The sequence below is a fragment of the Paenibacillus nanchangensis genome (assembly GCF_046543445.1).
GTDB lineage: Bacteria > Bacillota > Bacilli > Paenibacillales > Paenibacillaceae > Paenibacillus_AQ > Paenibacillus_AQ nanchangensis.
In genome coordinates this window covers 129,138-142,018 of record NZ_JBHOFD010000005.1, presented here as the reverse complement: position 1 = coordinate 142,018, position 12,881 = coordinate 129,138, and the positions used below count along the sequence as shown (strand labels likewise).

General features: G+C 54.4%; 15 protein-coding genes. 6 read left to right on the top strand and 9 right to left on the bottom strand.

Going from position 1 to position 12,881, the window contains the following annotated elements:
- Positions 1-67: 67 nt before the first annotated feature.
- Positions 68-955, bottom strand: a complete 888-nt coding sequence (locus ACE6ED_RS05385) for a LysR family transcriptional regulator (protein ID WP_410826068.1) — start codon at positions 953-955, stop codon at positions 68-70.
- Positions 956-1,093: 138 nt separating this feature from the next.
- On the opposite strand from ACE6ED_RS05385, the gene ACE6ED_RS05380 reads away from it, so the two are divergent.
- Complete coding sequence (locus ACE6ED_RS05380; protein WP_410826067.1) at positions 1,094-1,684, top strand: LysE family translocator; 591 nt, start codon at positions 1,094-1,096, stop codon at positions 1,682-1,684.
- A gap of 143 nt (positions 1,685-1,827) precedes the next feature.
- Here ACE6ED_RS05380 and ACE6ED_RS05375 read toward each other — a convergent pair whose 3' ends face one another.
- Complete coding sequence (locus ACE6ED_RS05375) at positions 1,828-2,352, bottom strand: hypothetical protein (protein ID WP_410826066.1); 525 nt, start codon at positions 2,350-2,352, stop codon at positions 1,828-1,830.
- Positions 2,353-2,568: 216 nt separating this feature from the next.
- Here ACE6ED_RS05375 and ACE6ED_RS05370 point away from each other — a divergent pair, with 216 nt between their 5' ends.
- The gene (locus ACE6ED_RS05370) at positions 2,569-3,024 is read left to right on the top strand and encodes a GNAT family N-acetyltransferase (protein WP_410826065.1); all 456 of its coding nucleotides are present in this window, start codon (positions 2,569-2,571) and stop codon (positions 3,022-3,024) included.
- A gap of 510 nt (positions 3,025-3,534) precedes the next feature.
- Here ACE6ED_RS05370 and ACE6ED_RS05365 read toward each other — a convergent pair.
- The 6 genes from ACE6ED_RS05365 to ACE6ED_RS05340 form a co-directional block, all read right to left on the bottom strand.
- Positions 3,535-3,711 (bottom strand): YjfB family protein, encoded by a 177-nt coding sequence (locus ACE6ED_RS05365; protein ID WP_410826064.1) that lies wholly within the window; start codon positions 3,709-3,711, stop codon positions 3,535-3,537.
- 152 nt (positions 3,712-3,863) lie between these two features.
- A complete protein-coding gene (gene sda, locus ACE6ED_RS05360; RefSeq protein ID WP_410826063.1) occupies positions 3,864-4,040 on the bottom strand; it encodes a sporulation histidine kinase inhibitor Sda in 177 nt (58 codons plus the stop codon).
- A 308-nt stretch (positions 4,041-4,348) separates the two neighbouring features.
- Positions 4,349-5,026 carry a deoxyribonuclease V gene (nfi, locus tag ACE6ED_RS05355; RefSeq protein WP_410826062.1) on the bottom strand — a complete coding sequence of 226 codons (678 nt, stop codon included), beginning with the start codon at positions 5,024-5,026 and terminating at the stop codon, positions 4,349-4,351.
- 257 nt (positions 5,027-5,283) lie between these two features.
- Positions 5,284-5,646, bottom strand: coding sequence for a LytTR family DNA-binding domain-containing protein (locus tag ACE6ED_RS05350; RefSeq protein ID WP_410826061.1), 363 nt, complete (start codon positions 5,644-5,646; stop codon positions 5,284-5,286).
- A 137-nt stretch (positions 5,647-5,783) separates the two neighbouring features.
- On the bottom strand, positions 5,784-6,308 hold the full coding sequence (locus tag ACE6ED_RS05345) for an accessory gene regulator ArgB-like protein (protein WP_410826060.1): 525 nt from the start codon (positions 6,306-6,308) through the stop codon (positions 5,784-5,786).
- Positions 6,289-6,957 (bottom strand): hypothetical protein, encoded by a 669-nt coding sequence (locus ACE6ED_RS05340; protein ID WP_410826059.1) that lies wholly within the window; start codon positions 6,955-6,957, stop codon positions 6,289-6,291. The genes ACE6ED_RS05345 and ACE6ED_RS05340 overlap by 20 nt, the downstream gene beginning before the upstream one ends.
- Between ACE6ED_RS05340 and ACE6ED_RS05335 the strand changes: the two genes are divergently transcribed.
- On the top strand, positions 6,956-7,624 hold the full coding sequence (locus ACE6ED_RS05335; protein WP_410826058.1) for a DinB family protein: 669 nt from the start codon (positions 6,956-6,958) through the stop codon (positions 7,622-7,624). The two genes, ACE6ED_RS05340 and ACE6ED_RS05335, sit on opposite strands and share 2 nt — an antisense overlap.
- A gap of 181 nt (positions 7,625-7,805) precedes the next feature.
- Here the strand turns inward: ACE6ED_RS05335 and ACE6ED_RS05330 are convergent, their stop codons facing one another.
- Positions 7,806-8,375, bottom strand: coding sequence for a thymidine kinase (locus ACE6ED_RS05330; protein WP_410826057.1), 570 nt, complete (start codon positions 8,373-8,375; stop codon positions 7,806-7,808).
- Between the two features lie 343 nt (positions 8,376-8,718).
- On the opposite strand from ACE6ED_RS05330, the gene ACE6ED_RS05325 reads away from it, so the two are divergent.
- From ACE6ED_RS05325 to ACE6ED_RS05315, 3 genes are all read left to right on the top strand, one after another.
- Positions 8,719-8,925 (top strand): hypothetical protein, encoded by a 207-nt coding sequence (locus tag ACE6ED_RS05325; RefSeq protein ID WP_410826056.1) that lies wholly within the window; start codon positions 8,719-8,721, stop codon positions 8,923-8,925.
- Positions 8,926-9,080: 155 nt separating this feature from the next.
- Entirely contained in the window at positions 9,081-10,841 is a 1,761-nt protein-coding gene (locus ACE6ED_RS05320) for an ABC transporter ATP-binding protein (RefSeq protein ID WP_410826055.1), read from the top strand.
- A complete protein-coding gene (locus ACE6ED_RS05315; RefSeq protein ID WP_410826054.1) occupies positions 10,822-12,681 on the top strand; it encodes an ABC transporter ATP-binding protein in 1,860 nt (619 codons plus the stop codon). The genes ACE6ED_RS05320 and ACE6ED_RS05315 overlap by 20 nt, the downstream gene beginning before the upstream one ends.
- Positions 12,682-12,881: the final 200 nt, after the last annotated feature.

Sequence of the window (12,881 nt, the reverse complement as noted above, 5' to 3'; positions counted from 1 at the left end):
TAGTGAGCTGAGCAAGTTGATGGAACAGTAAACTATGATCCAGCCGCCCTATACCCGAAACTCCGCTTCACCCCCGCCATACCCTCTCCACAATCCGGCCCGTCTCCAGCAGGAGCGGGTCGTTTTTCTCCGATTTGGCATAACCGAAGTTCAGGCTGATCCGCAGATCCAGTCCATCCCACATCTGCAGCAGGCCGGAGGCCTCAAAGCTTCTTGCAACCGGCTCCGCCAGCAGGGAGCAGCCGATTCCCCCATATACCAGTTTTCCGATAAGCGCTTCGTCATCCACATACAGCACCCGGTTAGGCATGAGCCCGCACTTTTGAAAATAATCCAGCGACTTCCGGTAAAAGGGACAGCCCTGTGTTGTCCAAATCCACGGCTTGTCCGCAAAATCTTCAAGGTTTGGTTCCAGACCGATTTTGGCTGGCACCCACTCCTGGGGATAAACAACAACCATCGGATAAGAGGTTAATGGCAGTGTATGTACCGACGGGAAATGATCGGGGTCTCCATAAAAAAATCCCGCTGCAATTTTGCCGCTCTCCAGATCTGCAGCGGTATGCTCGCTTTTTGTCTCAATCAAATGCGGCTCGGCCTCAGGCAAATGCGCGGCAAGCTGTTCCAGCAGCAGCGGGATGCGCAGCAGCTGTCCGTCGGTGTTCAGTCCGATCCGCAGCAGCCTGGACGATACACCCCGCAGGGTATGCGCTTTTTGCTCGAACAGCCGGGCAGCTTCCAACAGAGCGCGGGCTTCGGGCAACAGACCGGCCCCCTGCTCCGTCAGCGTCATACCTCTGGCCGTCCGGAAAAACAGCGGAAACCCGACATGCTGCTCAAGCGTCTTCAGATGCGCGCTCGCCGCCGGCTGACTGGTGTGCAGGCGGGCTGCTGCTTCCGTTAAGTTGCCGGTTACGGCAACCTCAACAAATAGTTTGGCGAAATGCAGTTCCATGGCTGCGGCACCTCCGGGTGGTTATCAGGGAAGCCTTCGGTTTTGTGGATGGCTCCCATTTGTATTTGCAATTGGACGCCTGATTTTGGGATGGGCTATAGTTACTCCAGATGAATGATTACAAGGAGTGTGCTGAAGGTGTCCGTTTTTATTGCGATGTGTTTCTTTTCTTTATCCATGTCTATTACGCCAGGGCCTGTAAATCTGACGATTTTATCATCGGGTGTGAATTACGGGTTTTGGCGGTCGCTGCCGTTCGTGTCGGGGGCGACTATAGGTTTTACCGTCCTGCTGGCCGCTGTCGGTCTCGGTATTTCCAATCTTGCAGCACAATGGCCTGTATTTGACGAGGTGCTCCGTTATGCGGGAATGCTGTACATGATTTATATCGGGATTAAAATCATGGCATCCCGGCCGGAGGCCGGCGTGAAGGAGGAACAGCGGCCCCGCTGCCTGCAGGGCTTCCTGATGCAGTGGCTGAACCCGAAAGCCTGGATTGCTTGTCTGTCCGGCGTATCCGCATTCAGTCTGAACGGATCGAAGATAAGACTGGCCGCTTTTATAGGGATCTACTTTGTGATCTGCTACTTGTCTCTGGCAGTCTGGGCGTATCTTGGATCAAAGCTGCAGTTCCTGGCCAAGGTGAATAACGGGCTTCGAAGCTTCAATTTTGCGATGGGTGCGGCCTTGATTGCAGTGGCGCTGTACTTGTTCGTCTCCAGTCCTTAACCGTAAGGCTGTTCGTATCGCTTGAAGGCCCCTGCCAGATTTCAAAAACACCGCATTTTTCGAAAACATCAGCACCGGAAGTCCAAATTCGCCACAGTTACAGCTTAGTCCCAGCTATACATCCTTCGGATCGGTCGGCCGGTCTAACCTCTTAAATTGCGAAATGCGGTTTCCCACAGTCCAGCGACGAAGGCGGTCAAGCTGATAAAAATACCGGCAATCAGGCCGAAGGCGGCCATAAACGTATCTTCGCCGGGATAAGAAGGCTTCAGCACGGCCAGCATCCAGACGAACAGGATGACCAATAGCAGATAAAAGCTGCTTCCGATGAATCCAAGCCGGATTCGCCCGCCTTTGCTGCCGGCCCAGGCACGGCGTACGTACGTCCAGAACCAGTAGCTGGCGCCCACTGCCCCAATCATGATCACCAGGTGCAAATACGGGATCATCAGCAAAGAAACGGCATACAGCGCTGCCGCAGCAGCGGCGAACAGGCCGGCATTGACCAGAAAAACAAACATCCCCGCAAGACGGTAATTCTGAAACCAGGCTGCTTTACGCAGCCGGCTTGTTTGCGGACGTTTGCCAAATAGACGTTCGCGTACCGGCTCTCCGAAGAGAATGAGCAGGAGTACACCTACTCCGCCCGCGAGTAACAACATCGTCATGATGTAACCTCCTAAATCTCCAAGTTGTGCTGGATAACATTCGGATTCCAGGCGGCTCACCGCCTCTATCAAACTGTTGAAGGCAAAACAAAAAAGAGCATTCAGGTTGCCCTTGGAATCGAATTCCATTATGGTTATTGTAAAAGAACATCCCGGAAAGAAAAAGGGCGAACTTCGCACATTACCCGGGATACAAAATGAAGGAGTGCATAAAGGGTGCGGATTAGGCCAGCAACACCGGATGACCGGGTACGAATGACGGAGATTTGGCTGGAAGGGTCACGGCAGGCACATGAGTTTATCCCTGCCGCCTATTGGGAATCCAAAGTAGAGGAAATGAGAGAGCATTATCTGCCTATGGCGGATTCATGGGTTATAGAAGGTGCTGCGGCAGAAGGGGGGATCGGCGGGTTTGTATCGCTTGTTGGCGATTATTTGGCGGCGCTGTTTATTGATCCGGAACGGCAGGGAGAGGGATTGGGCGGGCGTTTGCTGAAGCAGGCTCAGGCGGAACGTTCCTCCCTAACCCTCAAAGTTTATGAACAGAACGAGAGAGCGGCTGCTTTTTATAAACGCCATGGATTTACCGAGCTGGAGAAAACGTTAGATGAAGCTACCGGGGAATCCGAGCGGGTCCTGCACTGGACCAGCACTGGTGAATCTCAGCAATAATTTATTTTGTTATATAGACTGGAATATTGAATGACAGGAAAAGGAGATGTCATGGAGGCAATTTGGAGATGGAGGGGCGGCAGCTGCCCTTATCTTCGGAGTTCGACGTTTAGTACAGACTGAACTGTAGAAATACAGGATGGCGGGGATGAAGCGGAGGCAATTTGGAGCTGTAGGAGCGAACGCGATTGCCTTTATTTTCGGAGTTCTCCCGCTATCTGGGCCTCCCATTCAAGAACTCCGAAAATAACAGCAACCGGAAGTCCCAAATTGGCCGCAGCGGCAGCCCCGCCTCACCTGAACGTTTTTCGTTCAGTCTTTACGTTCTATCATTGAACTCCGAAAATAACAGCAACAGGAACTCCCAAATTGGCCGCAGTGACAGCTCCGCTCCTCCTGTCCTTCTTTAAGTTCAGTCTATATAAATATAAATATGTATGACGAACAGGGAAAAGCGCTCTGCCGGCCCATTACGGGGCTACGCAGGGCGCTTTGTGTTTCGTTTGCAGGTTACACACGGATGTCGAGTTTGCTTCCCAGATTCGGATGAACGCTTTGCTGCAGGGCTTGAATCAAACCTTGCGTTTGCGTTTCCGCCTGGTCTTTGGCCAGGTTCATCACTCTCAGCCCCACAGCTTGGGACAAGGACATTTGGCTCAGCGATGTTGACAATGCGGCGATATCCATTTATGCACCTCCCTTTACGTTTATCGGAATGGGGGAGTGGATTCTTAAATTCGCCAGCTTGTGTCAGACAAAAAATCCGTCCCCCAGGGGACGGACCAAAACTTGCCGGGGGCTTGGAGACGCGGCTGCTGCCGGTATCCAGCCCCTAGAAATTAGGAGTGGTCGCACTCAATGTACACGCGCCGTTTGCTCAGCACATCCCGGATGATTTCCAGAAAATCATCGGACGCGTTGGCGCTCAGGGCCACGTCATAAATATTCAGCAGCTGTTCGTCGGACAAACATTCCAGGGATGACGGGCGCGGAGAAGGATGAAAGTAATTATTCATAGGAGTCCTCCAATAAGCTTAATTGTTGGGGTTATACATCATTTACAAATCGTACCATCTATTTTGACAAATGTCTCCCCGGATTCCCGCTGTCAATTTTTCTTTACAAGAGTGGAAGAATATGAGAAAATATAAAATTTGGAAAAAAGCAGGAATTATTAAGAGAATTGATAGAGCTGGACTCCGGCTTGTGGGAAATTGGAGGAAAAATAAGAGGGGGAAACAAGCAGCGTTCAGCATAGACTACGCCTTTGTACTTGTCTGTCCCAGGAAAGAGTCTGAGAAGAGAGCTTTCGCTGATTTAAACTTTATCTGCCGTGCCGCAAAACCTGATTCACCAAGTGATCGGCTTGGCGGGTTGTTTCGGGCAGACGATATTGTGGCGCAAGCTTAAGGACCCAGCCGCAGGCGGCAGGTAAAGAAATCCGATGGCCAACCGATACAAAAACGGGTTTGATGTTGGTTTGAGTCCGAAGCGCACAGCCTATGATCTGTCCTTCATGCAGCAGCGGAGCTGCCGCCCCTCTAGCTGAAGAAGGGTCGGCGAAGTCTCCCAGCAGCCGGGTTTTTCCGCAGCCAATGGCGGGCAGATCAAACAATACCCCTAAATGGCAGGCTAAGCCAAACCGCCTGGGATGAGCAAGCCCTTGGCCGTCGCAGATGACGAGCTGTGGGTTGACCGTCAGCTGACGGAAGGCTTCGATCACCGGAGGCAGCTCCCGGAATGAAAACAATCCCGGGATATAAGGGAACCCGGCCTCCGCTTCGACGACCGCGCTGTCCGCTACACTTAACGTCTCAACATCCAGAACGACCACAGCGGCAATCAAGCGGTCACTGTATTTGCTGTACGCGACATCCACCCCCGCGGCATAACGGACCGGATCCATGCGGTCTTCCTGTTCAACCCTCAAAGCCAATTCCCGCTGCAGACGCTCGGCTTCCTCGGGACTTATTTTCCATTGATGTCTGATTACAGGTTCCAATGCAGCTTCCTCCAGTTAAAGATAGGTTATCTGGCACACCCGGCTGCTCCGATATAAAAAGGCCACCGGTTTCTGCGATAGAGCGATGGTGCATAACGTATGTAAACCAGTTGTAAACCGGCACGGGCAACGCCACTTCGTCCCTCCGCCAAACAAGCCGGCAGCTCAAGGAGTATAAACCTTGAGCTGCCGGCTTGTCGTGTCCTCTGAGAAAATAAAGCGCTGGTCCGCGGCGCTGCGTTATACACGGCCGCATCCTAACGCTGTGCATCACCCGATGACCCGGACTCGGGCGGCTTGAGCGCCCTTTTGGCCAAATAGGTTTTGAGGCGGGATTCATTCGACTCCGATACGGTGGCAAAATGCTCGCCTTCCCCAAAAAGGACGACCTTCCGTTTGGGATCGTAGCCGGAAATATTGTTTACATTGACCACATTGCTTCTGTCCAGCCGCTCAAAGCCCTTTGAGCTGTAAGCGGCCGACAGATCGGAAAGTGTGATGGGGAGAACAAACTCGCCTTCTTCCGTATGGACGAATACCGTATTCTTATAATTTGAGAAATACAATATGTCTTCCTCCCGGATCTCCCGGGCGGAACCGTCTTTCATCAGAACACGCATGTTTTCCCCATCCTTGTTCAATTACTTACGCAGTTCTTTAGGCAGTTTGGGACTGTGAAGCGCCGGTTTCAGGATGGATGCAAACAGACGGGCGGAACCGGCCAGCGCGTTGGACGCGTATTTTGCAGCGGCTTTTTTCATAAGACAACCCTCCTTTGCCATGGAATTACTGTTAAGGCCTGGACGAAAAACGCCAAGGCAATGACAGACGACGGGACAAGCAGGATGATACAGATCAGGAGCAGCGATGCTATCTTGAGCGGCGTATATAAACGCCTCGGGATTTGTGAATGAGGATCGGGATTAGGCGCAAACCACAGTAAAATGAATCCTGAGATCAGGGTCAGCGCAAGCGTCCACGTTCCGTTAGGCTCTACGGCATACGGCACTATTGTGCTCAGCGCAATGGTCGCTAGATTGCAGGCGGCTGCGGTCTTCAAATGGAAACCGCCGGAGCAAAGCCGGAGTACGATAAAGCTGCCAAGAAACAGCAGCGTCTCACCCGCTGTGCCAAGCAGGATGCCGATGAGGGCAGACATGAGCACGATGAACAGGGTGTTCAGCAGAATCTCCAGGGCGTACCGCATCACTTCAATAGAAGCGGTCTGGTCCGGATTGGCGTTTTTGATCGAAACGGCGATTTTATTGGCCAAAAAATTCATCCAGCACACGATCCTTTTTGTAGGAAAGGTAGAGGTACTCGAACAGCAGCAGGGCATACATAACCGGCATGATAATAAAGTAGTGCATGAGATTCGTCGCAAAATAGGAGATGAGCGGAGACAGGAGGATGGAAGGGATATTCAGGATAAACAGTACCTTCTCCCGCTTGGTGATCGCAATCTTGCCGTCCGGCTTGTCCGGGACGAAATCGAAACCCTTACGCTTGACGCCTACCAGATAGCCCAGCAGCATAATCATGGCGGCGGTCAGGAATTGAAGAATGTAGGTGGGAACAATGAAGTTGGAGAAAACGTCGGAATAAAGTCCTGTGAATTTCATGACCAGATACAGAAACGACTGGATAAGCAGGTAGGTCTGGTAGGCTATGCCGGTCATGATGGCCGCGTAAAACACGTGTATCCGGAACAATATCCACAAAAAACAGACGGTTAACAGATACTGCAGAATAATATCGGCCTGAGGCAAGCCGTAATCATGCCGCAGCACGAAGGAAAAGGTGCCCATAATCAGGCTGGCGAACACCATTTCTTTCACATACAGGTCGATCTTGAACGCCTTGAAAGCCAGATAAAATAAAGCGAACGTCTCCATGACCGAAAAAGCGAGATAAAGAATAAACTCCTGCATGCCTACACTCCCGCTCCGCAAAATACTACGTAATCTTGGTAATCTTGAAAATATTATACCTAAACTGCTAGACTTCAACAACAATTATTGGCGGGAGCAGCCACTTATTTCTTATAATAGAAACAAAGGAGTGAGGACTATGAGCTTACGAGCACAATCTGGAGAATATGCCGAATATTATGCGCCTTATATCGCCAAAGTTCCGGCGGAGGGAGAACTAACGGAGATTTTGAGACAGCAGGGGGAGGAGACGGAGGCGTTTTTTGCCGGACTCAGCGAAGAGCAGACTGAATTCCGTTATGCGCCGGGCAAGTGGAGTATACGCGAGATTTTGGGCCACTTGACCGACAGCGAGCGGATTTTCGCTTACCGGATGCTGCGGATTGCCCGGGAAGACGCCACCCCGATGGCGGGATTTGAAGAAGATGATTACGTGCGCAGCGGGAATTTTGGCAGTGTAAGCATGGACCGGATGCTTGCCCATTACCGGGCGGTACGGGCGGCGAGCGTTGCACTGCTGGACACGTTTGGCCCGGAAAGCTGGATGCGGACAGGTACGGCGAACAGACAGCCCATTTCGCTGCGGGCGCAGGTCTGCGTGCTGATTGGCCACGAACGGCATCATCTGGAAGTGATTCGCGAGCGGTATTTGAAAACATCCGAATAACGCAATAACGCCAAATAATGCAAAAAAGCGAAGAAGCAGCCCTCTCGCGTCAGCCGCTCCATCAGACAACAGGATGGCGGGTCCTGCCGATAGTGGACGGGCAGTTTACGCAGCAGGGCCGGCTCCTTCGCTCGTGTTGTTTAACGTTTTTCCTCCGCGCTTCTTACGCAGCAGCGCTGCATTAAAGCGGCGGGTTTTTGTGGCATTTGCGGCAGACAGGGTAATACGCTTCGTTGCCGCCGATCTGAATCTGCTTGCCGCTGTATACCGGCTTGCCGTTTTCCACACGCAGCGCCATGGTGGCTTTGCGTTCGCAGAACCAGCAGATCGTCTTCATTTCCTCGATTTTATCCGCATAAATCAGCATGTATTTGCTGCCTTCAAACAAATTGTTCTGAAAATCGTTTTTCAGGCCAAACGCCATAACCGGAATATTGAGTTCATCCACAATCCGGACCAGCTGCAGAATGCTGTCTTTGTTCAGGAATTGGCATTCGTCGACCAGGACGCAATACGGTCTGGGCTGATGCGCCGCAACGATCGAATAAATATCGGTATGCTCGTCAATGGCGATGGCCTGCCTGCGCAGCCCGATCCGCGAGGAAATAAAACCGACCTCATCCCGGTTATCGATGGCGGAGGTGAAGATCAGCACCGGTTTCCCCTGCTCCTCGTAATTATGGGCCACCTTCAAAATTTCAATCGATTTGCCGCTGTTCATTGCTCCGTACTTAAAAAACAATTGAGCCACTGTCCATCTGTCCTTTCCCCGCAAGCGCCGCCGGTTCAAGCGTCCGTTCCGTGATCCCGGGCCGGACGTTTGTCTTGCCTGTATGTGTCATTAATCCGAAAATGCGACTTTAATAGGGTATCATATTCGGCCCGGTGGAAGCCAGTGAAAATCCTACATTTTTTAGACGGCCGGAGATCGGTTCGTAACCGGGTAAGGACCCGCTTCGGGTGTACAGGGGTTACGGCTGAAGGATCGGCCGTGCTCCGGTGCAGCGGCTTTCGGTTAACGGTATTCGGGATGCCAAGGCCTCTAATATCGGCTATAATAAAGAGATTACGGTCTGAAAGGAAGCATGCAAACCATGAACCAAAGCGAGGAATTTCGGGCGAAAGCCGAAGAATTGGAACGGGCGGGGAAGCTGTCTGCCGAAGCGGCGGAGTTGATCCGCGAAATGACGGAGGCGCTGGAGGAGGCTCTGCGGAGCAACCGGGCGCTGCGCCTGGCAGCCGTGAAAGCGGCGCATGCGTCGCCGATGTCAAGCCGTCTGCGGGATGCGCTGATGGAATAAACTTTTTCTCAGGGGAGCGCAGGATCAACTTCCGCAGAAAAGGGTAAACAAGATTTATGATTATATGGGGCAGAGACTATAACGGCAGCGGAGAAGAAAGCCGTGCAAGCGTTTACTTCATCATCCTCACACGCTGCCGCGACCGGAGGCGGAACATGCAGACAGTCCTATCGTTTCTAAAAAAATACCGCATCACTGCCGCCGTCGCGCTGCTGATGATGCTGACGGAGCTGACGGTGGAGCTGATGCAGCCGTTCCTGATCGCCAAAATCATTGACGAAGGCATCCGCCGCCATGACCTATCAGTCGTCTGGCTGTGGGGCGGCGTGCTGGTCGGCAGCGCGGTGCTTGCGTTTGCCGCGGGCATCCTCAGCTCTTTTTGGGCGTCCTATGCCTCGCAAGGGTTCGGCTATGATCTGCGGGCGAGGTTGTACGAGAAGGTGCAGTCGCTTGCCTATGATGTGTTCAGCCGTTTTGCAACCTCTTCGCTGATCACCCGGCTGACCGGAGATGTCAATCAGCTGCAGGAGACGGTATTTATGAGCCTCCGCTTTATGACCCGCGTCCCGCTGGTGGTGCTGGGCAGCATGGCGATGGCACTGGCCGTGGATTTGAAGCTGGGCCTGCTGCTGGCGGCGGCGGTTCCGTTCCTCGTCGTTTTTCTTGTGTGGGTGATGCGGAAGTCTTCGTCGCTGTTCCGGGGCGTGCAGAAGCGGCTGGATGCGGTTAACGGCGTTATCCAGGAGAACTTGACCGGCATCCGTCTCATCCGTGTGTTTGTCCGGATGCGCCGGGAAAACGAACGTTTTGCGGGAACCGCCTCCAGCCTGAAAGAGGGCACTGTCGGTGCGCTGCGCCTGACCGAAACGACAATGCCCATCATCCTGCTGGTGATGAATCTGGGCATTGTCGTCATGCTGTGGTTCGGCCGGATCGGCATAGAGGACGGCTCGGCGACACTGGGCGAAACCGTGGCCGTGATCAACTATACACTGCGCATCATTGGCGCACTGTCGGCGCTTTCCTGGATTGTGACCGTGTTCTCCCGCGCCCAGGCTTCGGCCCAGCGGGTGACCGAGGTGCTGGCGGCGGACGATGCAGGTGAGCCGGAACGGAACTATGAAGCGGAAAGGTCCGGCCGCACATTACGCCGCGAAGCGGTTCAAGGCGAGCTGGAATTCCGGGATGTCAGCTTTGCGTATCCCGGCGGCGGCGGTGAGGTGCTGGAACACGTGTCGTTCCGCGCCCCCGCGGGCGCCCGGGTCGCCATAATGGGCGCCACCGGATCAGGCAAAACCACGCTGGTCCAACTGATCCCGCGCCTGTACGAGCCAACTTCCGGCGAGATTTTGCTGGACGGACGGAACATCCGGCATATGGACGAACGTGAGCTGCGGGAGGCGATCGGCTATGTTCCGCAGGATGTGCTGCTCTTCAGCGGCACGGTGCGGGACAATATCGCCTGGGGCAGCCAGCGGGCGGACGAGGCGGATATTCGCCTCGCGGCAAAACGCGCCCAGATTCACGGCACGGTGATGAAGCTTCCGCAGGGCTACGATACTCCGCTCGGGCAGCGGGGCGTCAATTTGTCCGGCGGACAGAAGCAGCGGCTCAGCATCGCCCGCGCACTCGTCAAGGAGCCTGCGCTGCTGATTCTTGACGACAGCACCAGCGCGCTCGACGTTGCGACGGAAGGTGCGCTGCTGGATGCGCTGGAAGAGCTGAGCTGCACTACGCTGCTCATCACGCAAAAGATCAGCTCGACGGCGTCGGCCGATCTGATCCTGCTGCTGGATGACGGCAGATTGATCGCCTCGGGCAGCCATGCCGAGCTGCTCGCTTCGTCCGGTCTGTACCGGGCGATCCACGAATCGCAGGCAGGGGAGGAGGCGCATCATGCTGAAAGCTTTACTTGAGCCGTTCCGCCAGCCGGGACCCGGCCTAACAGCGCCAGCAGATTCGGCAGCAAAAAGCGGAAGCGGCCGGAAACCAAAAGCCAAAGCGAAGGATTGGTCCGGCACGCTGCTGCGCATCTGGAGTTATTTGGCCAAACGCCGCGGACGGATCGGGCTTGTGCTGCTTATGGTTGTTTTCAGCTCCGCTTTTGCGCTGCTTGGTCCTTATCTGCTTGGTGTCGCAGTTGACGACTATCTGGAAGGGGAGCGCGGCGGCTGGGGATGGTTTCTCCTCGGGCTCGCGTGCGTTTACCTGCTGTATTCCTTGACCTCCTGGCTGCAGAACATCTGGATGATCGAAGTGGCCCAGGAGACAGTGTACCGGATGCGGACAGATTTGTTCGCGCATCTGCACAGCCTGCCGATTCCTTTTTTCAACAAACGCCAGCAGGGCGAAATTATGAGCCGGCTGACCAATGACGTCGAGAACATCAGCTCGACGCTGAACAGCTCGGCGATTCAGATTTTTTCAAGCGTGCTGACGCTGGTTGGCACCGTCTCGATCATGCTGTGGCTTAGTCCGCTGCTGACGCTGCTGACGTTTCTGGTTGTGCCGCTGATGCTATTCGGCATGCGCTGGATTACGCGGCGCACCGGGCCGCTCTTTAAGGAGCGGCAGCGCAATATGGGCGATCTGAACGGGTACATTGAAGAGACGCTATCCGGCCAGCATCTGGTCAAAACCTTTTCCCAAGAAGAAAGGGTACTGAATGAATTTGGCGAACGCAATGACCGCATCCGGCGGTCCGGGTTCTGGGCGCAGTCGATTTCGGGTTTTATTCCGAAGCTGATGAACGGGCTGAACAACCTGAGTTTTGCGATTGTGGCGGGGATTGGCGGGTATTTGGCAGTGCGCGGCACAATTACGGTTGGTGTCATTATTGTCTTCGTTGAATACACACGCCAGTTCACCCGCCCGCTGAACGATCTGGCGAACCAGTGGAACAATCTCTTAAGCGCTGTAGCAGGCGCTGAACGGGTATTTGAGGTGCTGGATGAAGACGCGGAGGAACGGGATGAAGGACAAGCGGCGGCGGTGGACCGGCTGGATGGCGAGGTTAAGTTTGACAATGTCTCCTTTGGATATGAGGAAGGCAGTTATACGCTGCGAAACATCAGCTTTGAAGCCAAGCCGGGTGAAATGATAGCGCTGGTCGGGCCGACAGGTGCCGGTAAAACAACGCTGATTCAGCTCCTCTCCCGCTTCTACGAACCGTCGGCAGGCACAATTACGGTGGACGGGCGCCCGCTCTCTTCAATTACGCGCCACAGCTTGCGGACCCATATGGCGTTTGTGCTGCAGGAAACGTTCCTGTTTAAAGGAACGATCCGCGACAACATCCGCTACGGGCGGCTGGAAGCGACGGACCGCGAGGTGGAAGAAGCGGCGAAGCTGGCTAATGCGCATTCCTTTATTTTGCGGCTGCCGGGCGGGTACGATCATCAGCTGTCGCTGGGAGGCGGAGGAATCAGCCAAGGGCAGAAACAGCTGCTCGCTATTTCCCGGGCTATACTCGCCGATCCGGCCATTCTTGTACTGGACGAAGCGACCAGCAGCATCGACACGGTAACCGAAATCAAAATTCAGGAAGGGCTGCGGACGCTGATGAAGGGGCGGACGAGTTTTGTGATCGCCCACCGCCTGAACACGATTCGGCGGGCCAACCGGATTCTGGTGCTGGAGGGCGGAGAGCTGCGCCAGCAGGGCAGCCATGAAGAGCTGCTCGCACAGGGAGGACTGTACAGCGACCTGGTCCGGGGGCAGGACAAGCGGGGGACCGGAGGAGACGGGGCCGGATAGGCAGAGCGGAAGCTTGCACAGGATGCGCGCAGGTCACTATCATCTGCCGCCGGGCCTCTATGCCCGCCCATATATACTCAGCCCCACATCCGCAATGGAATGTGGGGCTGGTGCAGTTAAACGTGTGCTTTTTTTCGCAGTGGCTGGATGCCGGCTGCGGCGTTCTATTTTGCCGGAAGATCACTTTACCAATCGATAAT